16 protein-coding genes are annotated in these 20650 nt (G+C 48.8%); 11 read left to right on the top strand and 5 right to left on the bottom strand.

The genetic code is table 11. The annotated features are described in order from the left end of the window. Positions 1–108 precede the first annotated feature (108 nt). Complete coding sequence (locus tag GO003_RS26365) at positions 109–2451, top strand: GGDEF/EAL domain-containing response regulator (RefSeq protein WP_331001656.1); 2343 nt, start codon at positions 109–111, stop codon at positions 2449–2451. A gap of 419 nt (positions 2452–2870) precedes the next feature. On the opposite strand, the gene GO003_RS02950 is transcribed toward GO003_RS26365, so the two are convergent. Beyond that, a complete protein-coding gene (locus GO003_RS02950; RefSeq protein ID WP_159651799.1) occupies positions 2871–3743 on the bottom strand; it encodes a GGDEF domain-containing protein in 873 nt (290 codons plus the stop codon). A gap of 400 nt (positions 3744–4143) precedes the next feature. On the opposite strand from GO003_RS02950, the gene GO003_RS02945 reads away from it, so the two are divergent. Next, the gene (locus GO003_RS02945) at positions 4144–4308 is read left to right on the top strand and encodes a hypothetical protein (RefSeq protein ID WP_159651801.1); all 165 of its coding nucleotides are present in this window, start codon (positions 4144–4146) and stop codon (positions 4306–4308) included. Between the two features lie 21 nt (positions 4309–4329). On the opposite strand, the gene GO003_RS02940 is transcribed toward GO003_RS02945, so the two are convergent. Further along, on the bottom strand, positions 4330–4770 hold the full coding sequence (locus GO003_RS02940) for a dirigent protein (RefSeq protein WP_206444563.1): 441 nt from the start codon (positions 4768–4770) through the stop codon (positions 4330–4332). Continuing rightward, positions 4771–5361 (bottom strand): CIA30 family protein, encoded by a 591-nt coding sequence (locus GO003_RS02935; RefSeq protein ID WP_159651803.1) that lies wholly within the window; start codon positions 5359–5361, stop codon positions 4771–4773. Between the two features lie 908 nt (positions 5362–6269). Here GO003_RS02935 and kdpF point away from each other — a divergent pair. From kdpF to GO003_RS02895, 7 genes are all read left to right on the top strand, one after another. Further along, positions 6270–6359, top strand: a complete 90-nt coding sequence (gene kdpF / locus GO003_RS02925; RefSeq protein WP_159651805.1) for a K(+)-transporting ATPase subunit F — start codon at positions 6270–6272, stop codon at positions 6357–6359. After that, on the top strand, positions 6359–8167 hold the full coding sequence (gene kdpA / locus GO003_RS02920) for a potassium-transporting ATPase subunit KdpA (protein WP_159651807.1): 1809 nt from the start codon (positions 6359–6361) through the stop codon (positions 8165–8167). The genes kdpF and kdpA overlap by 1 nt, the downstream gene beginning before the upstream one ends. Positions 8168–8185: 18 nt before the next feature. Next, positions 8186–10258, top strand: coding sequence for a potassium-transporting ATPase subunit KdpB (gene kdpB / locus GO003_RS02915; RefSeq protein WP_159651809.1), 2073 nt, complete (start codon positions 8186–8188; stop codon positions 10256–10258). 12 nt (positions 10259–10270) lie between these two features. Then, a complete protein-coding gene (kdpC, locus tag GO003_RS02910) occupies positions 10271–10861 on the top strand; it encodes a potassium-transporting ATPase subunit KdpC (RefSeq protein ID WP_159651811.1) in 591 nt (196 codons plus the stop codon). A 15-nt stretch (positions 10862–10876) separates the two neighbouring features. After that, positions 10877–13603, top strand: coding sequence for a sensor histidine kinase (locus GO003_RS02905; protein WP_159651813.1), 2727 nt, complete (start codon positions 10877–10879; stop codon positions 13601–13603). A gap of 9 nt (positions 13604–13612) precedes the next feature. After that, positions 13613–14305 (top strand): response regulator, encoded by a 693-nt coding sequence (locus tag GO003_RS02900; protein WP_159651815.1) that lies wholly within the window; start codon positions 13613–13615, stop codon positions 14303–14305. A 407-nt stretch (positions 14306–14712) separates the two neighbouring features. Continuing rightward, positions 14713–15396, top strand: a complete 684-nt coding sequence (locus GO003_RS02895; RefSeq protein ID WP_159651817.1) for a TIGR04283 family arsenosugar biosynthesis glycosyltransferase — start codon at positions 14713–14715, stop codon at positions 15394–15396. A 179-nt stretch (positions 15397–15575) separates the two neighbouring features. Here GO003_RS02895 and GO003_RS02890 read toward each other — a convergent pair whose 3' ends face one another. Further along, on the bottom strand, positions 15576–16757 hold the full coding sequence (locus GO003_RS02890; protein ID WP_159651819.1) for a BaiN/RdsA family NAD(P)/FAD-dependent oxidoreductase: 1182 nt from the start codon (positions 16755–16757) through the stop codon (positions 15576–15578). Between the two features lie 583 nt (positions 16758–17340). Between GO003_RS02890 and GO003_RS02885 the strand changes: the two genes are divergently transcribed. Together GO003_RS02885 and GO003_RS02880 are read left to right on the top strand one after the other, a co-directional pair. Continuing rightward, complete coding sequence (locus GO003_RS02885; RefSeq protein ID WP_164505697.1) at positions 17341–17499, top strand: hypothetical protein; 159 nt, start codon at positions 17341–17343, stop codon at positions 17497–17499. Between the two features lie 512 nt (positions 17500–18011). Continuing rightward, positions 18012–18554: a hypothetical protein gene (locus GO003_RS02880; protein ID WP_159651821.1), complete on the top strand. Its 543-nt coding sequence runs from the start codon at positions 18012–18014 to the stop codon at positions 18552–18554. Positions 18555–18671: 117 nt separating this feature from the next. On the opposite strand, the gene htpG is transcribed toward GO003_RS02880, so the two are convergent. Then, the gene (htpG, locus tag GO003_RS02875) at positions 18672–20591 is read right to left on the bottom strand and encodes a molecular chaperone HtpG (protein WP_159651823.1); all 1920 of its coding nucleotides are present in this window, start codon (positions 20589–20591) and stop codon (positions 18672–18674) included. Positions 20592–20650 lie beyond the last annotated feature (59 nt).

Genomic DNA, 20650 nt, shown 5'->3' with positions numbered 1-20650 from the left:
CCTAGACGTAATAATATAGAACGTATGGCTATTCAGGTTGTTTCGCCCCCTCAAATGAATTGGCCCGCAACGTTTATCTCTAATTATTTTTAGCGCCGCAAACCGGATATTGTCGTTACCGATATTTTGATGCCCGTAATGGATGGGCTGAAAATGTGCGAAGCGATTAGAGCCATTAGTCCGGATATACCCATTGTCATTACTACCGCTTTTGAGGAACCGCACTATTTTCAACGCGCCATCGATCTAGGCGTAGACAAATATGTCGTGAAGCCAATAAATCCGGCCATCCTGGAAGAAGCATTATTGAAATGCGGCCGGTCAATCCGGGCCGAAGCGGCATTGCGTGAGGTGCAGGATCGCTATCAGGTATTGTTTACTCTAAGCCAGATACCCATGTCCATCACAGGCGCCGGCGGCGGAGTCGCCATGAAAACGGATAACCTGGTTAGCGCCAGAGTCGACAATGACCGAATTTTGGAGTGCAACTTGGCTTTTCTGGATTTGATCGGCTATCAGTCTACAGAAATGTTGCAATTCCTTACCTTGAGCGATTTGATTAAGCCTGAATTCCTTGCGCGGCTGAAAAAATTGGTACTGGATGAACTTCTGGTGCGAGGATTTACTCGCGAAGTTGAACTGGAACTTCAACGTATTGATGGTCAATTCGTTCAGGTAATGGCCCAGTTTATTCTGCGCCGTAACGAAATCGGCCAGCCATTGGAAATGTGGGCTTTGATGCGAAACATTACCGAGCAGCGCAAGGCCGAGAAACAACTCATTTTGGCAAAGCAAGTTTTTGATAATGCCTTGGACGCCATTCTCATCACCGATACCGACAATAATATTGTTTCAGCCAACAACGCTTTTTATCGGATTACCGGTTACTCCAGCTCGGAAGTGATGGGGCGTAATCCGCGCCTGCTCCAATCCGGCCGTCATGGACCTGATTTTTACCAGGAAGTCTGGCAGTCGTTACTGGAACAAGGACGTTGGCAGGGCGAAGTGTGGAACCGCCGTAAAAATGGCGAAATTTATACCGAATGGCTGTCGATCAGCACGGTAAAAGACGGAGGGGGGCGTATTGTTAATTACATCGGAATTTTTTCAGACATTACTGAAGCTAAAGCCGACTCCGACTACATTGCTTTTCTCGCGCACTACGACCCCCTGACTCAATTGCCTAATCGGGTTTTGCTGCGCGACAGGCTGGAGCAGGCTATCAGCATGGCGCGGCGCGAGAATAAACATGTTGCCGTGATGTTTCTCGACCTGGATCGTTTTAAGCTCATCAATGATTCAATGGGACACGGCGTTGGCGATAATTTGCTGATCCAGGTAGGGGAACGGATGGTTCAGGCCTTGCGCGAAGCCGATACGGTGGCGCGTGTGGGTGGGGATGAATTTGTTCTCGTGCAACCAGCGATCAGTGAGGCGGAGGATTCTGCCGTCATAGCGCGAAAAATTCTTGATAGTCTGCGTTCCCCGTTTAACTGTGATGGATATGAGCTGACTGTCACCACCAGTATCGGAATTGCCCTGTTTCCGGAAGATGGAAATGATTTCGACACGCTGTTGAAAAATGCCGATACCGCTATGTACAGTGCTAAGCAAAATGGACGTGACAATTACGAATTTTTTACTGTCGGCATGAATACGGAAACAATGGAACGCATGTCTTTGGAAAGTCAGTTACGCCGTGCTTTGGAACAAGGCCAGTTTGAGCTGTTTTATCAACCTGAGATAGATTCCGAAAATGGCAGATTAACGGGTATGGAAGCTTTATTACGCTGGCGGCACCCTGATTTGGGTCTGGTCCTGCCCGGCAAATTCATTTCTTTGGCTGAGGATACCGGTTTGATTGTGCCTATCGGCGCTTGGGTGTTACGCGAGGCCTGCCGTCAAAATGCGCTATGGCAGCGTCAGGGCCTGGCGCCGGTTGTTATGGCTGTTAATCTTTCCGCCCTGCAGTTCCGCCGGCGTGATTTACGGGAAACTATCGCTGATGCTTTAAAGGATTACGGTCTCGACGCATCCTGGCTGGAATTGGAGCTGACCGAAAGTATAGTCATGAGCGAAGCGGAAACCACTATTGCTACTTTGCAGGCTTTGAAGTCCGCCGGGATTAAGCTATCCATTGATGATTTCGGTACCGGGTATTCTTCGTTGGCCTATCTTAAGAGGTTTGCCGTTGATAAATTAAAAATAGACCGATCTTTCATATGTAATATACCTTCCGACGCAGAGGATGCGGCTATTGTGCGGGCGATCATCAGTCTGGCGCATGAACTTGGGCTTTGCGTTATAGCTGAAGGTGTAGAAACTATGGAGCAACTCCGTTTTTTACGTGACCAGCAATGCGATCTGGTCCAGGGATATCTTTTCAGTAAACCGGTTTCAGCGGCGGAAATGGGCGTGTTGCTTCAAAATCGGAGTATCACTATCGCTTGAATAGTAAATACAGATATAAACGCCGGCAAAGTTCCATAGGATTATGCGAAAATCCCCAGCCGCCAGGGGCCTGCGACAATTATCCACTTGCCAAGTTGACTTTTGCTGTTGCCTTTACAGGCCGCAATTGGAGGGCGCTAAGCACGGCGGGGCGGTGTTCAGAGCTTAGCCTAATGATTGGTTTATCAAGGGTAAAGGCCAAGCCATTCGATCCGACCAAAAGCCAGCACACTGGTTCGACGTGACTCATGAGTCTAACTTAGGTGAAGTTTGGTACGCGCCCGTACGCACGGTTCTGTGGGAAGACGGAGACGGTGTCTTCGGTCTCCTCTAACCCTATCATTTCAAGGCCATGGCGTTAATTGTTGGGTTTCTAAAAAAATGGAACCAACCGGCTACACGCTTTGTTAACCCGCATTTCACTCACCCGATTCTCTGAACAGCACAACACGCTTCTCTGATACCTTGGCTTTATACATTGCTGTATCGGCATTTTTGAAAAGAACATCAGCCGTATCTCCATCTGCGGGATAGATGGCAATACCGATACTGACTCTTATAGAAAGAACTGTCCCATCAAACTCGCACGCTTCGGCAATCCGATTTATCATCTGCTCTGCAAGGCGAGTCACGTCGGCTTCTCGCTTGACTTCGAACAACAGGCATACAAATTCGTCGCCCCCCCAGCGACTGACTATGTCTTCATCGCGTACAAAAGACTTTAAACGATTTGCCACCATCAACAGCACCTGATCGCCCATATCATGACCATAAGAATCGTTGATATTCTTGAATTTGTCGATGTCAATAAATAGGACGGCGAGTCCCCAACTGTGCCGTTTTGCCTGGATCAACCCCTGGTCGAGACCCTGTTTAAATGAGACTCGGTTGGGAAGGCCTGTAAGTGCGTCCTGAAGCGCAATTTGTTGCGCTTCTTCCGTTTTTACCTGGGCTTTTGAAAAATCATCTCGCGCTTCGGCCAAGTCGGTCTTCGTTTTGGCGAGTTCGGATTCGATGACAGTTCGCTGAGCTATTTCTTCGGTGAGCTTGATATTAACCAACTTCAAATCGACTGCGGCTTTCGAAACTTTTTGTTCAATATCTTCATTCTGAATGATGGCCTGTTTCATACTCTGAACAGAGACTTTTTCTTGCTTTAAAACTTCATTTACCGATGTAAGTTCATCGGCAGCCTTCTTGACAGTTTTTTTGATTTTCTCATTTTTCTTAAGCGCGTGTCCAAGCGAAACTCTCTTGGCGGGAATGTTCTCTTTTAAATCTTTTGATTTCATAAACTGAAGTTTCCCAATTATTTCAAGGCAATACCCACTAGTATATACTCGTGCTTTCAAAACAATAACTTATAGGTGAATGGGGTCCTGTTTTGGGGTGTCGTGTCTGTTTCTAAGTCATTGAATATACGAATAAAGAGACCTCATTCATGTTTATTCTAAGTGATCTTTTACGTCCTCTCTAAGCGTAAGCGCTTTTTTCCGATACTGATCTCGGTCTAGAGCAGTCTTCGTTGTTTATCTAAACGTTACTCGCCATTATCGTCCTCTTCATCTCGTCGATAGCGTCCAATTTCCTGTGCGGGTAAGGTGTCCCGGTTCGGTATTGAGATCAAGCAGAAGCTTTTTTTACCTTTAGGGCTTTCTCGACGCTGCCCTGGCAACAGCTAAGGTCAAGTCTATGGATCTTATTCCCTCGCCACTGACCGATGCCCGTTTGTGGGTCGCCGTGGATGACTTTATCAACTCCAAAGTGGGTCAGCGTATTTTTGGCTGTGAAACGCACTTCGATCATGCCGCAAAAGCCAATCAAAGTCTGTATCCTTGGGCACAAAGGATGGCTTGATGCGTTTTTAGGAAACTTCAGTTATCTAATCCAATAGTGCAAAGTTTGTGTAAAAGTACCATCTCCATTGTTGACGGATTCCATTTGCCCGCTGATGCCCGCGTATCGGCCTGTGCCACCAACAATCGCTATCTCTGACGCCCCTTCATCAAGTTCCCGGCCTGCCACCTGGATGCTGCCGTTTTTCAGGGTCAAGGTCCATTGGCATTGAAAGCTGTGGCCCGTGCGTGTGCGTATGCACGTGCCGCTATTGTTCCCGATCTGTTCAGCCTTTTTGTTTAGTAAGGGTTGGTCGAATGCCAGGATATCGCCTACCGAATCACCCGGCTCACCCCTATCAATGAATTTAGCTTTGTGAATTCTCGCATCAGCGATGGTTTCGAGTGTTTGCGGTAATTCCTGTGTGCAGGAAGCCATGCCCAGTAAACTGACGAATAGGATTCGGGAAAAGGTATAAGGCATCTAATTATCCTCACTATAAAAAAGGATAGAGGCGAGGCATAGATCGGCCATAAAGTCTCGCCCGATACCCACCAGTCCGATACGTATCAGTTTATCCGGGCGGAATTTCTGTGTTGTTTTATAGGCAACCAAATCGGCAAAAGGAATGCGGAAGGTTTGCCAGTCGCGGGTGGCTTTGAAGCTGGCACGATAGGATTGCCAGGGGAATTCAAGGTCTGAAGTGCGTAAATGCAGGTTGTATTCTTCGTTGTTGCCGGCTACTTCTATGACAATGCCGGCAAAAATTGATGCATCGAAGTGGTCTTGATCAGACAATGACAAAGCTATTTGCACAAAACCACCGTTGTTCTCAGTTGAGACGTCCCCTTGCATCCGTAGGCAGTCCCTTCCTCTGTATCTATCCAGGGTGAGCGTGCCGCTGGAAATTCCGCCCATTACCCGGTCGGTGACCACTCGCCATTCTATGCCCAGGTTGGATTTCAGACTGCCACTTTTTCGGTCATCAATTATTAAATCATTTGCCAACACCGTTCTCGTTACCCCAAGGATTATCAATATGAAGTGTTTAGGGATGAGTTGTTTTATTCCCATCTCATTTTCCAGACCTTTGTATCTTTAAGCTGATGTTTTCCTAGCCGATTTTCGCGATTGATTCTTGCCATTGGAATAAAGGAAAGATGTGGCGACCGCTTGGAATATTTAAGCAATTCTCAGTTTGAACTTTTTAATGTAGTTTTGAGGGTTGGCATAAGCCTTGCGAGGAACGCCGTAAACCCATCCATGGGGGCTTGACGGCAGCATGCCTCTGCTGTCCATCCCCGCAACGCTTACGCCTCCCTTTTTTTATCATCAAACTGGGAATTGTCGGGATAATTTCGACCATTCGGAATGATTTGTAATGTGTGTTCATTTTCACCGCAAATTCATTCAAGTTCAAGTTCAAGAATGTAATCCAGGGACAGAACAAGTTCGACCAAGCCTTAGGTCCTACCTATGAGGCGCAAGGTATGTAACGAGTAAAACACTGAACTTTATCTGGCAGCTTAAAATTCAGCCTCAATTCGATCTGACATTGACAGGCTGAATTCGGAAGGCTACCGAATAGTGAGTCGCCTGCTCGAGCTTACGGCTGGAAAGGCATCGTTCGCAGAGGCTCGTCCGGTGTAATGACCTGTCAACCAACTCAAGTCCAGTTGGTCAATAACTTCACCGAAAAATCGGGTAAATGATTCTCCGGCAACCATTCATCCATTGATGGTGGCAATAGGCCGCTAAAAGTTTTACATTTTCTTTACAGTCTTTTTGAATTTTTTTACGACTTTTTTACCGTAACAACCGGTACATTGTAAATGACGCAATCAGGGCCCCATTGCAAAGCTTAATTTTTCACTTTTCCAAGAGGTAATACAGATGGACATCGCGTATTTTTTATTAACCGCAACGTTCTTTGTAACGACCGCGCTGATGATCAGCGGCTGCGAATCATTGCGGGGGCAATCATGAGCTGGATTTATCTACTCAGCAGCGGGCTGACAGTGGCCGTGTTCGTTTATCTGGTCGTGGCTTTGTTTTATCCGGAGAAATTCTGATGACAGCGCAAGGTTTGTTACAGATTGCAATTTACGTCATCGTGCTGCTGACGCTGACCAAGCCTTTGGGCACTTATATGGCGCGTGTTTATCAAGACGAATCGGTGGGTCTGAACCGCGGATTCGCCGGGATTGAACTTTTGTTCTATCGCCTTAGCGGCGTCAATCCGGAACAGGAGATGCGCTGGACGCAGTACGCTCTGGCGTTATTGGCTTTCAATCTATTGGGACTGCTTGTGGTTTATGTGCTGCAACGCTTTCAGGACGTGCTGCCGTTGAATCCGCAAGCATTGCCTGCGGTGACGCCGGATTCCTCGTTCAACACCGCCGTCAGTTTCACCACCAATACCAACTGGCAGGGCTATGGAGGCGAAACGACGATGAGCTATCTGACCCAAATGCTCGGTTTATCGGTACAGAATTTCCTGTCTGCCGCCAGCGGTATGGCGGTGCTGGTGGCGCTGATTCGAGGTTTAAGCCGCCGTAACAGCAACAGTATCGGTAATTTCTGGGTCGATATGACCCGCAGCACCTTGTACATCCTGCTGCCCTTATCGTTTTTGCTGGCGATCGTGCTGGTCGGACAGGGCGTGGTGCAGAGCTTTAATCCGTATCAGACGGTTAACTTGCAGGAGTCGGTCAGCTACTCAGTACCAAAACTGGATGCTGATGGCAAAGCCGTGGTGGATGCCGAAGGTAAACCTGTCTCCGTTACCGTGCAAATTCAACAGCAAACTTTAGCTCTGGGACCTGCCGCTTCGCAGATCGCGATCAAGCAGTTGGGCACCAATGGCGGTGGTTTTTTCAACGTCAACTCGGCCCATCCGTATGAAAATCCCACGCCGCTGTCCAACTTTCTGGAAATGCTGGCGATCCTGCTGATTCCATCCGCGCTGTGCTACACCTTTGGAGTGATGGTGGGCGACACCCGTCAAGGCTGGGCTATATTGGGTGCAATGACGTTGGTGTTCGTGGCTCTGATCTTCGTCATGGTGTCTGCCGAGCAAAGTGGCAATCCGGCGTTATCCGCGCTGGGCGTCGATCAGACTGCTAACAGCCAACAGGCAGGCGGCAACATGGAAGGTAAGGAAGCTCGCTTCGGTATCGTCAACTCCGGCCTGTGGGCCGTGGCAACGACGGCTGCTTCCAACGGTTCGGTCAACTCCTTGCACGATTCATACACCCCCATCGGCGGCATGGTACCGATGTGGCTGATGCAATTGGGTGAAGTGATTTATGGCGGGGTTGGTTCCGGCTTATACGGCATGATCGTATTCGCCATCGTCGCGGTGTTCATCGCCGGTTTGATGATAGGTCGCACGCCGGAATACCTGGGCAAGAAAATCGAAGCCTACGAGATGAAAATGGCGGCTATCGTGATTTTGATCCCGCCGTTTATGGTGCTGGGTGGCACGGCGTTAAGCCTTATGCTGGATGCCGGCAAAGCCTCGATTTTCAACCCCGGTGCCCACGGCTTCAGCGAGGTGCTGTATGCCTATTCTTCGGCCGGAAACAACAACGGTAGTGCCTTCGGCGGTTTGTCGGCCAACGTCCCCTTCTATAACTTCATGTTGGGTTCGGCGATGTTGTTCTCCCGCTATTGGCTGATGATTCCGGTATTGGTGATTGCAGGTTCCTTGGCTGCCAAGAAAAAAGTACCGGTGGGGCCCGGCACCTTGCCGACTCATACTCCATTGTTTGCGGTATTGCTGATTATCACCGTACTGATGGTCGGTGCCTTGACCTTCGTGCCGGCACTGGCTTTGGGACCCATTGTCGAGCATTTACAAATGATCGGCCAACACTAATTTCATACTGGTAACACTATGACTAGCAAACTCGTTTCAACATCCTTAATGGATCCGCAAATCTTGCAACAAGCGTTATTCGACGCTTTTGCCAAACTCACGCCGAAGCAGCAATGGAAGAACCCGGTGATGTTCGTGGTCTATCTGAGCTGCCTGCTCACCACCGTGTTGTGGCTGCAAGCACTGAGCGGTGAAAGCGAGGAGTCCGCCGGTTTCATTCTGAGCATTACCCTCTGGCTATGGTTTACCGTGCTATTTGCCAACTTTGCCGAAGCGATAGCCGAGGGGCGCAGTAAAGCCCAAGCGGCATTTTTACGCACCGCCAAGCGCGATATTGCCGCCAAAAAACTCGATGAACCCCGCTACGGCAGCAACTATTCCAAAATTGCCGGTTCCAGCTTGAGTAAAGATGATGTGGTGTTGATTGAAGCCGGAGATTATGTGCCGGGCGACGGCGAGGTGATAGAGGGCGTGGCATCGGTAGACGAAAGCGCAATCACCGGCGAAAGCGCGCCGGTGATCCGCGAGTCAGGCGGAGACTTCAGTTCCGTTACCGGCGGTACACGGGTCTTATCCGATTGGCTGGTCGTGAAGATTTCTACGAATCCGGGTGAAACCTTTCTGGATCGGATGATTGCTATGGTGGAATGCGCCAAACGCCAGAAAACCCCTAACGAAATCGCGCTGACCATTCTGCTGGTGGCTCTGTCCTTAGTTTTTCTGATGGCGACGGTCACTTTGCTGCCGTTCTCTTTGTATAGCGTGGAAACTGCCGGTAGCGGTAGCCCGATCTCCGTTACCGTATTGGTCGCCTTGTTGGTGTGCTTGATCCCAACCACCATTGGCGGCTTGTTGTCGGCGATTGGTGTTGCCGGCATCGGCCGCATGATGCAAAAGAATGTTATCGCTACCTCAGGCCGGGCCGTCGAAGCCGCCGGCGATGTTGATGTGCTGTTGCTGGACAAGACCGGCACCATTACCTTGGGTAATCGTCAAGCTTCAGGGTTCTTTCCTGTTAAAGGGATTACCGATAAGGAATTGGCCGATGCCGCACAATTGGCCTCATTGGCAGATGAAACCCCGGAAGGCCGCAGTATCGTGGTACTTGCCAAGCACAAATACGGTTTACGTGAGCGGGATATTCATTCGCTAGGGGCGACTTTTGTTCACTTTAGCGCTCAAACCCGGATGAGTGGCGTCAATTTGCAAGGCCGTCAAATTCGTAAAGGTGCGGCTGATTCTATTCGTGCCTCTATTGAAGAACAGGGGGGCAAGGTTCCGCAAGAACTTAAATCGCTGGTTGACGATGTGTCGCGTCGCGGCAGTACGCCTCTGGTGGTCTCCGAAGGGAAGCAAGCCTTGGGGGTGATTGAGTTGAAAGACATCGTCAAGGGCGGCATCAAGGAGCGTTTTATTGAATTACGGCAGATGGGTATCAAGACCATCATGATCACCGGTGACAACCGGTTGACGGCTGCCGCCATTGCCGCAGAAGCCGGAGTCGACGACTTTCTGGCAGAAGCCACCCCGGAAGCCAAGCTAGCCCTGATCCGCCAACATCAAACTGATGGCCGACTGGTGGCGATGACCGGCGACGGCACCAATGACGCACCGGCTTTGGCGCAGGCCGATGTGGCGGTGGCAATGAACAGTGGCACCCAAGCAGCCAAGGAAGCCGGCAATATGGTCGATCTGGATTCCAACCCAACCAAGTTGATCGAAATAGTCGAAACCGGCAAGCAAATGCTGATGACCCGGGGCGCGCTGACTACATTCAGCATTGCCAATGATGTCGCTAAATACTTTGCGATCATTCCTGCCGCATTTGCTACAACCTATCCTGGCTTGAATGTACTGAATGTGATGGGATTAGCCACACCGTCCAGTGCAATTCTTTCGGCCGTAATTTTCAATGCATTGATCATCATTGCCCTGATTCCTCTGGCCTTGAAAGGTATCAAATACCAGCCGGTCGGCGCCGAGAAACTGCTGCAAAACAACTTGCTGGTCTATGGCGTCGGTGGTTTGATCGTTCCGTTTGTCGGCATCAAGGGGATAGATCTTCTTTTAGTTGCAATGAATCTGGTGTAAGAGGAAGCCAATATGTCTACTTATTTAAAACCCGCTGCGATGCTGTTGATGATATTGACACTGATTACCGGGGTTATTTATCCGGGAGTTGTTACCGTACTGGCCCAACTCATGTTTGCTGATCAAGCCAACGGCAGCCTCATCGTCGATGAGCAGGGGCACGCAAAAGGTTCGGCTTTAATCGGCCAGCCGTTCACGGCAACTCGATACTTTTGGGGGCGTCCCTCAGCCACCGGACCTCAGCCGTATAATGCTGAGGCGTCTGCGGGCTCCAATCTGGGTCCGACCAATCCGGCATTAATCCATGCCGTTTCTGCTCGCATCAAGGCATTGCAAGCTGCCTATCCCACCAATAATGCACCGGTCCCGGTGGATTTGGTGACGGCCTCCGCGAGCGGCCTTGATCCTCATATCAGTATTGCAGCAGCAGAGTATCAGATCAATCGCATCGCCAAAGCACGACAAATTGATGCAGTCAAGCTGCGTGAGCTGGTTGATGAGTTTACTGAAAGCCGTCAGTGGCAGGTGTTTGGGGAGCCCAGAGTCCATGTTTTACGGTTGAATGTGGCTCTGGATGAATTGAAACGAAAATCCGGACAGTAAGGATTGGCAACGATTATGAACGATGAGCGCCCCGATCCCGACCAATTATTGGCTCGCGTCGAACGAGATAATGCCAAAGCCCGCCGGGGCCGTTTGAAAATATTTTTCGGAGCGGCGGCCGGCGTCGGCAAAAGCTACTCGATGCTGCTCGCGGCAAGGGAGCGGCGCGCTGAAAATCTTGATGTTCTGGTCGGTCTGATCGAAACCCACGGCCGCAAGGAAACCCAAGTGTTATTGGAGGGACTCGACATTCTTCCGACCCGCAAAATCAACTACAAAGGCACCACTCTAAAGGAGTTCGATCTCGATGCGGCACTGAAACGCCGGCCTGCAATTATTCTGGTCGATGAACTGGCACACACCAATGCGCCGGGCTGCCGGCACCCGAAGCGCTGGCAGGATATACACGAACTGCTTGAGGCGGGGATCGATGTCTATACGGCCCTCAATGTCCAGCATTTGGAAAGTCTTAATGACGACATTGGCCAGATTTCCGGTATACGGGTCAGGGAAACGGTTCCGGATACTGTATTTGAAGATGCCGATGAGGTGGAATTGGTTGATCTTCCTCCGGATGAATTATTGCTGCGACTCAAAGAAGGCAAGATTTATTTGCCCCAACAGGCCAAAGACGCGGTTCATCATTTTTTTCGCAAAGGCAATCTGATTGCTTTGCGTGAATTAGCCTTGCGGCAGACGGCCAACAGGGTGGATGCACAAATGCTGGATTATCGCGAAGGTCATGCGATACGGGAAGTCTGGCAAGTCAATGAGCGCATTTTGGTTTGTATTGGTCCCAACCCTCTGGCCGAACGATTGGTTCGGGCGGGCAAACGTTTGTCAGCGAGTTTACGAGCGGAATGGGTTGTTGCTTATGTGGAAACACCGGGTTTGCAACGCTTACCCGCCGTAAAACGCGATGGTGTGCTGCGCATCTTACGGTTGGCGGAACAACTTGGCGCAGAAACCGTGACGCTGAGTGCGCCTGAAATGAGCACTGCCATTATTCGTTTTGCTCGTGAACGCAACATCAATAAAATAGTGGTCGGTAAACCCAGTCGCCGAGGCTGGAAACGCTGGTTATTGGGTTCTGTGGTCGACGTGCTGATCAGTCATGCCCATAACATCAATATTTACCTGCTCGGCAGTCCGCAAAAGGAAGATGAAACCGAAGTCGAAGTGTCGCTGTTTAAAAGAACACCGCTTCCGGGGTTGAGGCAACGCCTACCGTCCAGAACCCAAAAACGCTACCGCGGCTATATCTCGGCATTGGCTGTTACAATGGTCAGCACCTTGATTGCGAGTCTGATGTTTGGCAAACTGGAACTTGCCAACTTGGTCATGGTGTATCTACTCGGCATTGTGTTTGTCGCTACCCGTTATGGACAGGGAGCCTCAATTCTGGCTTCGCTGTCGGGAGCTGTCATTTTCGATCTGCTGTTCGTGAAACCCTTTTACAGTTTAACGATAGCCGATAGCCAGTATCTGATTACACTGTTAACCATGCTGGTCGTCGGGTTGGTGATCAGCAACCTGATGACGAATGTCCGTTCCCAGGCGAAGGTGGCCTCTCATCGCGAACGCCGCGCAGCAGTGTTGTATGCGATCAGCAAGGAACTGGCCACCAGCCAAAGCGAGGAGGATGTGGTGAGGACAGCGGTGCGTCATTTATATTCCGAATTCAGCAGCCGTAACGTTATTTTGTTTCCGGATCCAGAGGGGCGGATGGTTTATCCCCGGCAGATCGGTATCACCGAATCACTGCATGGCTGCGATTTGAGTGTTGCCCAATGGGTTCTGGATCACAACGAAATGGCGGGGCAGGGTACCAATACATTACCGGGCTCCGAGTCTATCTACTTTCCCATTCAGAATGAAGACAAGGTGCTGGGCGTCCTGGCTATGCTGCCTGTTAATCTCAGGCGGGTATTCTTGCCCGAGCAGCAAAAACTGCTGGAAACGTTTTTACGGCAAATCGGCCAAGCGATAGCGCGAATTCGCCTCGCCGAGCAGGCCAAGATTACGCAAATGCAGATAGAAACCGAACGCTTGCGAAATTCGCTACTCAGTGCTATTTCACACGATTTAAGGACCCCGTTGGCAACCATTATCGGCTCTGCCAGTACGCTTTTGGAAGAGGACAATCATCTGCATAAACAAGATAGACTTGAGCTCAGTCGCTCCATAGTCGATGAAGCCGGCCGAATGTCAAATCTGATTAATAACATTCTGGATATGGCCAGGCTCGATGCCGGAATGGAGGAACTGAACAAAGAGTGGCATCCGGTGGAGGAAATTATCGGTACAGTGTTGACGCGAATGCAAAAGCAATTATCAAGGCGAAGAGTCAAAGTCAATCTCCCGCCGGGAATGCCAATGGTCTATGCCGATGCAGTGATGATAGAGCAAGTGTTGATCAACTTGCTGGAAAACGCAGTCCGTTACACTCCGGCGGGCAGCGAACTGGCTATTGACGTGGAAGTCAGTCCGAATAAAGTGGAAATTGCCGTCGCCGATCATGGACCGGGAATACCCAAAGGCATGGAAAGCCGGTTGTTTGAAAAGTTTTATCAAGGTCGTCACGAAGCCGCTCAAAGCGGGGTGGGTTTGGGTCTGGCGATTTGTCGCGCCATCGTCGAAATTCATGGCGGTAAGATACAGGCTCAGAACCGGCCCGGTGGCGGTGCTGTGTTTACTTTTGTCTTACCCGTCGATCAATTACCACCGGTAATAGACCACTAAGCTAAAACCATGGCTAAAACTGACGCAGTAATTATCGTTATCGAGGATGACCCGGCCATTCGCCGTTTTTTGCGTACCGGGTTGAGTAGTCAGGGCTTTTCGGTGTTTGAGGCTGAAACCGGCAAGCAAGGCATCATCGAAGCCGGTATCCGGAAGCCCGATCTTATCATTCTGGACTTGGGTCTACCGGATATGGACGGCTCGCAGGTAATCAAAGCAATCCGGGAATGGTCATCGATACCCATCATCATTCTCTCGGCACGCAGCAGTGAACAGACCAAAATCGATGCGCTAGATGCAGGGGCTGACGATTACTTGACCAAGCCGTTTGGTTTCGGCGAGTTGTTAGCCAGGATTCGCGTTGCCTTACGACACGCTACTCGCTCATTTGAATCAGAAGCCGAGGTCTTTACCAGCGGTCATCTGAAAATCGATTTGTTGAATCGGATAGTCAGTGTTGACGGCACAGAAGTGCATCTGACTCCGATTCAATTTCGATTATTGACAGTGTTAGTCCAACATGCCGGAAAGGTTCTAACGCATAAGCAAATTCTCAAACAGGTATGGGGGCCTTCATACCAGGAAAACGCTCATTATCTTCGAATATACATGAGCCAGTTGCGCCACAAATTGGAAGCCGATCCAACCCAGCCCCAGCATTTGTTAACTGAATCCGGTGTGGGCTACCGACTGAAGCTTTGACCTATCAATAGGCAGTCGCCAATCGAAATTTTTATGTAAGGGTTTGCGCTCGCTTCCGGCTAAGCCTATGTCAGCGGGCCACTCGCTCGCCAGCTGCGAGCCGGTTTGTCCCAAGCCGGCTTGCATTTTATTTGCACTGTTCGCGTGAGGCTTTGAACGTTTGGTAGAGAGGGCATCCTATAAAAACTGGGAAACTTCAGTTAATAAGGAATTGGCACCCGAACCGACAGATAAGGCAAGTGATCGGTTCGTCTTGAACTTGTCGCCGGTCTGTAAATTATCGCCCTGATCGCCTTGTTACTTGGCGTGATACCCGGTTTTTTAGTGCGGTATTGATCCTCAGCGGTGCAGGGCGTTCGAGTCTCAATGTCTGGCGGCAGAATACTTAACAGAGGACAGAGTAAACAATGACCTTTCAAATCAGTATCGTTATACCGGTGCTTAACGAAGCCAAGCATCTTGCCGCTAAACTGCAGGCCTTGCAACCCCATAGAAAAAGCTGTCAGTTATTGCTAATTGATGGTGGCAGTCATGATGCTAGCGAGGCTATCGCAGAGCCTTGGGTTGACAAGATCAGGCGCAGTCCGCCCGGCCGGGCCAGACAAATGAATCTCGGCGCAGCCGAGGCTGATGCGGATATTCTGCTGTTTTTACATGCCGATACTCAATTGCCGGATAATGCTGTGACCTTGATCATTCAGGCCGTCGCCGACGGTTGTCCATGGGGTCGTTTCGATGTGATGTTCGACAATCCCAAGTCCATTTTTAAAGTGATTGCGATGATGATGAACCTTCGGTCGCGATTGACCGGTATTGCTACCGGTGATCAATGTTTGTTCGTTACCCGGCAGGCGTTTCAGACAGTGGGCGGCTTCCCGGAGATTGCTTTGATGGAAGATATCGCCATGAGTGCCCGGTTAAAAAAACACGGCAAACCTTGCTGCCTGAATGCCAAAGTAATTACCTCTGCGCGGCGCTGGGAACAGTACGGCGTTTTTAAAACCACTTTATTGATGTGGCGTATGCGGCTCGCCTATTTTTTCGGTGCCGATCCTGATGATCTGGCGAAGCGCTATTACCGTAAGCCATGACCTAAAAGAGCCCAAATTGTCCGATGCGGCGTCATGAAAACCACCGCATCAAGCTACGTCATTATTGAAGTTTTCTACTCATTGCTCCGGTTCTTACCAGGCTTCTGCCTGAATAGATTTTTTCTTGTTCGTCGGACGACTGCGAGATAAAACGTGTCGAACACAGATGCCTGCACAGCTCAAACATATTGCCCGGCGCACCAGCCGGACGCCCAGGCCCATTGAAAATTGTAACCGCCCAGCCAGCCGGTTACATCAAGCACTTCCCCGATAAAATAAAGCCCCGGCACGTCATGACTAGCCATCGTTTTCGATGAAATCGCATTGCAATCGACACCACCCAACGTTACTTCAGCGGTACGATAGCCTTCTGTCGCATTGGGTTTGATCGTCCAGTTGTTAAGTCTGCCTGACACATAATCGATCTGAATGGCAGATAAGTCCGCCAAGTTGCTATTCAGCAGCGTTTCATCGATCAGACAGGTGATCAAGCGTTTCGGTAATAACTCGGCCAACGCGGTCTTTAATGCGGATTTGGATTTTGTTGTTCTAAGGTGCAGCAGATGCGCGGCAAGATCGGTCTCTGGTAATAAATCGATTTTCAGCGGCTGGCCGGGATTCCAGTAATTCGATATCTGCAGCATCGCCGGGCCGCTTAGCCCCCGATGTGTAAACAAGAGGTTTTCGGTAAAGCTGTGCCCTGCACAACTGGCCCGGCACAGCAATGCGATGCCCGACAAGTCTGATAATTGTTCCTTGTCATCCGGTTGCAACGTAAACGGAACCAGGCCCGCCGAAGTCGGCCAAACCGGGATGCCGAATTGGGCGGCGATTTTATAGCCGAACGGCGTTGCGCCCATTTTGGGAATCGACAGACCGCCCGTTGCGATGACCAGCGAACGGCATAAATAATGTTGCAATTGGGTTTTGACCAGAAATTTTTGGTCAGGGCGCTGTTCGACAGCTTCTATGGCGGTATTCAACATCATGTTGACGCCAGCCTCCCGGCATTCTTTCAACAGCATGGCGAGAATATCCTTCGCGCTGTCGTTGCAAAACAGACGGCCGTATTCACGCTCATGATAAGGGATTTGTGAGCGCTGAACCCAATCGATAAAATCCCACTGGGTATAACGGCTCAAGGCTGATTTACAAAAATGCGGATTATGGGAAATGTAATTTTCCGGCTCGACCGTGATGTTGGTAAAGTTACAGCGGCCGCCGCCGGACATCAGGATTTTTTTACCGGGCTTTGCCGCATGTTCTAGGACCAGCACGTTGCGCTTGCGTTTACCGGCCTCAATTGCGCACATCAATCCGGACGCCCCCGCTCCGATTATGATGACATCGGTTTCCAACATAGCTTACATCCGGAAAAGCGGCGAACTATACAAGAAACCCGGACGAATCACCAGTTACTGATAACTTAGTTGAGAAGGTCTTGATTTTGCCGATTCCGGATCCTCATTTTCAAGAGCGATACGCGCTTTTTTAAGCAGAGTGCTCATGCTTAGGGCTGATTGTTTAAGGATAAGACTTTAGAGGGATGGAGTTTTTTGAATGCGTTCATGAGTAAGCTCTATTAGTTGATTACCGAATGCTTTATTGAACTGGACAATGCCGCTTTTCAAGATAATCTAATAAATGTCTAAATTAAATAGCTGGTTGGGCCAGCTGTACTTAATGGGCAATCTTTTTCCTGATTATAAAGATGTTTCAGCTAACTATTCGGACGCGTCATTCCGACAGGGATTGCCGGAGCCGTCAGACCGCGTTAGCGAATCCAGGTCACATGGATAGCTCGAAGCTTACCATCCATGGCACTGGATGTCCGTTTCCCGACGGGCATGACGGGCGATTATGGATTTAGCTGAAACAGCTTGCTAATCAGGATCTTTTTTTAATCTATCGTTTATCCCGACGCAAGAAGGGAAGGAAAGTCGTATGGGACCTTATTATCGAGGTACGTCGCAAGGTATGGGCGCTTTTTTTGATACCCTTTATGAGCATCCGATTTTGATGTTGCTTTTCGTCGCTGGCGCAGTGGGTACGGCTATCTATTTTTGGCGCAAAAAAAATACAAAAGAACAATCAGGTTTGTGATTTTTAATGCTCCGCTTTTCCTTTAAAAGGGTTTTTCCCAAATATTCACATCGGTAGATTACATTTAATCTATCGCATCCAGCCAATTCAGGACATGTGCCGGCGGTACCTGGCACATTGTCGCTTCAATCAAGTCAGGTAGTAGCGTCCAGTTATACTGCCGATTCATAATTTATCCCCTGTTGCAGGGCCTTATTTTGTTCGATTGCCAGTGAATTATCCCGTTTTTTGAAGAATGTACGATAACGAACTGACCTGTTTCTGGTTTGCGCGTATTTTCTCAGTGGAAAAAGCATTGATTTGATCGAGATTCGCTACTTCGTAGTTGATGCGTTTTGCATTAATACGAGACAGAGTTCCGTCTTTTGTTCCTTAGAAATACGGCATGCGGCAGATTCAATAATCATTGAAAAAGGCTTACAAACCCAAAATTATCGATTAGCAGTTATATTTATATCCGATAATTTGTAAAAACAATCAGTCAATTTTCAAACATTTTTGGGAGATCACCAATGAAGATTAAAACCCTATTGGCCTTTACGGCCTTTACTTTTTCAATAACAGCAGTATCTGCAAATGACGAACTTCACGGTTGTTATAGTATTAAAAGCGGAACTGGTGGCTCTAACGCTGTTCCGCCGAATCCAATGAATTCTGATTCTATTGAGGGTAGTTTCGAACAGATTGGTCAATATGAAATCCAGTTGGTTAAAACTACTGCAACTAAAAAGTCAAAGCCGGTAATTAAAATCAACGGGCCATTCAAAGGGGAAATCATCGGTCAGGATGCTTATGGAACCACTTATCTAAATCATGTTTTGGGGTCTTCTGATAAGGCGGGTCTGATTTTTACGTCAAGTGATGCTGCGAAACCTTTGGGTTTTCCTGATAAGGGGCAAATACCCATTTCAGAAACTATGAATCCGGTTAAGGGGACGGGAAAGTTTAAGTATCTTGATTCGATCAACAGTAACATTCAAGTCAACGGTGCAATTAATATTGTTACCGGCAAAAACCAATTTGACGAGATGGCGGGCACTTTGTGCTTTAAATGAGTAATCGCGCTAAAAAAGAGTCATTCACTTGGCTAGACCTGAATCCTTTTGGTTGTCCGTTTTAATTTACTAACGCTCATAAAAAAGGCCGGTTGCCCGGCCTTTTTTATTCATGCATTATTTCAATAGACCCTGTAACAAGTCGTTTAATTTATGCACGAACGCAGCTGGATCTTCCAATTGCCCGCCTTCGCTGAGTACCGCCTGATCGAACAGAATATGCGCCAGATCTTCAAAACGTTGATCGTCTTGCTCTTCTTTCAGACGCGTAACTAACTGGTGATGGGGGTTTAACTCGAATATGGGTTTCGAACCGGGCATTTTTTGACCGGCTTCTTTCATAATTCGCTCCATATTGAGACTCATGCCGTAAACATCGCTTACCAAGCAGGCAGGGGAATCGGTCAAGCGGTGCGACAAACGCACTTCGCTAACTTTGTCTTTCAGTGCTTCTTTGATTTGGGCTAGAACCGATTCAAAGTCTTTGTTGACGGTTTCCTGCTCTTTTTTCTCTTCTTCGTCTTCCAGGTTGCCTAAATCCAGATCACCTTTGGCGACAGATTGTAAATGTTTGCCGTCAAAATCGGACACGCTGGATATCAGCCATTCGTCTATCCGGTCGGATAACAACAATACTTCTATGCCTTTTTTACGGAAAATTTCCAAATGCGGACTATTTTTGGCTGCAGCAAAGCTGTCTGCGGTCACGTAATAGATTTTTTCCTGGCCTTCTTTCATGCGGCTGACATAATCTTCCAGGGACACATCTTGTTTTTCGCTATCCGTATGCGTTGAAGAAAAACGCAATAATTTGGCGATACGTTCGCGATTGCTAAAGTCTTCGATAGGGCCTTCCTTGATGACATTGCCAAATGCCGTCCAGAACTGTTCATATTTTTCAGGTTCGTTTTTGGCGATACCTTCCAGCAAGCCGAGCACTTTTTTGACCGCGCCTGATTTGATGTTACTGATTTGTTTGCTTTGTTGCAGAATTTCCCTTGATACATTAAGCGGCAAGGAACTGGCGTCAATCACACCACGAATGAACCTTAGATAACGCGGCATTAACTGTTCGGCATCATCAGTGATGAAGACTTTCTTGATATAAAGTTTGACGCCGTGTTTGGCATCTCGGTCCCATAAATCAAATGGCGCTCTCGACGGCACATAAAGCAACAAGGTGTATTCGTTAGTGCCTTCTACTTTGCTGTGGACATGAGCCAACGGATCCTGAAAATCATGGCCTACGTGTTTGTAGAACTCATTGTAATCTTCATCGGAAATATCCTGTCTGGCTTTGGTCCATAAAGCCGATGCGCTGTTGACGGTTTCTTCTTCGATTCTGGATGGCGCAGTTTCATTGCCTTCGTCGTCTTTTTCCGCCGGAATCACTTTATCCATGACTATCGGCAAAGAAATATGATCGGAGAATTTTCTGATAATGGAGCGGAGGCGGTAACCGTCTAAAAATTCGTCTTCGCTTTCCTTCAGGTGCAAGGTGATTTCGGTGCCGCGGGTGGGTTTTTCAATGGATTCCAGCGTGTACTCGCCTTCTCCGGCTGATTCCCACAACACACCTTCTTCAGCGGATAAGCCGGCTTTGCGGGTTTTAACGGTCACTTTATCGGCAACGATAAACGCGGAATAAAAACCGACGCCGAACTGGCCGATCAATTCGCTGTCTTTGGCCTGGTCGCCTGTTAATGACTCAAAAAACTGTTTGGTTCCGGATTTGGCGATGGTGCCGATATGCTCTTGCACTTCCAGGCGATCCATACCCACCCCGTTATCGATGATGGTGATGGTTTTTTGGTCTTTATCGAAATTGATACGGATTTTTAGTTCACTATCGCCTTCGTACAGCGCATCGTTCGATAATCCCATAAAGCGCAGTTTATCTGCCGCATCAGAGGCATTTGAGATAAGTTCGCGTAAAAATATTTCCTTGTTGCTGTACAAGGAATGGATCATCAAATGCAGCAGATGCTTAACTTCGGTTTGAAATCCGCGGGTTTCTTTTTTGGCTTCAACAGTCATGCTTATAGATTCCTCAATTCAGTTAATAGGGTTTCTGTCAATGTGGGGATGGCAAGTCT

Source organism: Methylicorpusculum oleiharenae (assembly GCF_009828925.2).
Taxonomy (GTDB): Bacteria; Pseudomonadota; Gammaproteobacteria; order Methylococcales; family Methylomonadaceae; genus Methylicorpusculum; species Methylicorpusculum oleiharenae.
This window is presented reverse-complemented; position numbering and strand designations above follow the sequence as displayed.

Bases quoted from the DNA above. Each gene is read 5' to 3' on its own strand.
- GO003_RS02935 (WP_159651803.1), bottom strand. From the start codon at position 5,361: ATGGGAATAAAACAACTCATCCCTAAACACTTCATATTGATAATCCTT.
- GO003_RS02885 (WP_164505697.1), top strand. From the start codon at position 17,341: ATGGGACCTTATTATCGAGGTACGTCGCAAGGTATGGGCGCTTTTTTT.
- kdpB (WP_159651809.1), top strand. From the start codon at position 8,186: ATGACTAGCAAACTCGTTTCAACATCCTTAATGGATCCGCAAATCTTG.
- GO003_RS02905 (WP_159651813.1), top strand. From the start codon at position 10,877: ATGAACGATGAGCGCCCCGATCCCGACCAATTATTGGCTCGCGTCGAA.
- kdpC (WP_159651811.1), top strand. From the start codon at position 10,271: ATGTCTACTTATTTAAAACCCGCTGCGATGCTGTTGATGATATTGACA.
- GO003_RS02945 (WP_159651801.1), top strand. From the start codon at position 4,144: ATGGATCTTATTCCCTCGCCACTGACCGATGCCCGTTTGTGGGTCGCC.
- GO003_RS02895 (WP_159651817.1), top strand. From the start codon at position 14,713: ATGACCTTTCAAATCAGTATCGTTATACCGGTGCTTAACGAAGCCAAG.
- GO003_RS02940 (WP_206444563.1), bottom strand. From the start codon at position 4,770: ATGCCTTATACCTTTTCCCGAATCCTATTCGTCAGTTTACTGGGCATG.
- GO003_RS02950 (WP_159651799.1), bottom strand. From the start codon at position 3,743: ATGAAATCAAAAGATTTAAAAGAGAACATTCCCGCCAAGAGAGTTTCG.
- GO003_RS02900 (WP_159651815.1), top strand. From the start codon at position 13,613: ATGGCTAAAACTGACGCAGTAATTATCGTTATCGAGGATGACCCGGCC.
- kdpF (WP_159651805.1), top strand. From the start codon at position 6,270: ATGAGCTGGATTTATCTACTCAGCAGCGGGCTGACAGTGGCCGTGTTC.
- htpG (WP_159651823.1), bottom strand. From the start codon at position 20,591: ATGACTGTTGAAGCCAAAAAAGAAACCCGCGGATTTCAAACCGAAGTT.
- GO003_RS02890 (WP_159651819.1), bottom strand. From the start codon at position 16,757: ATGTTGGAAACCGATGTCATCATAATCGGAGCGGGGGCGTCCGGATTG.
- kdpA (WP_159651807.1), top strand. From the start codon at position 6,359: ATGACAGCGCAAGGTTTGTTACAGATTGCAATTTACGTCATCGTGCTG.
- GO003_RS02880 (WP_159651821.1), top strand. From the start codon at position 18,012: ATGAAGATTAAAACCCTATTGGCCTTTACGGCCTTTACTTTTTCAATA.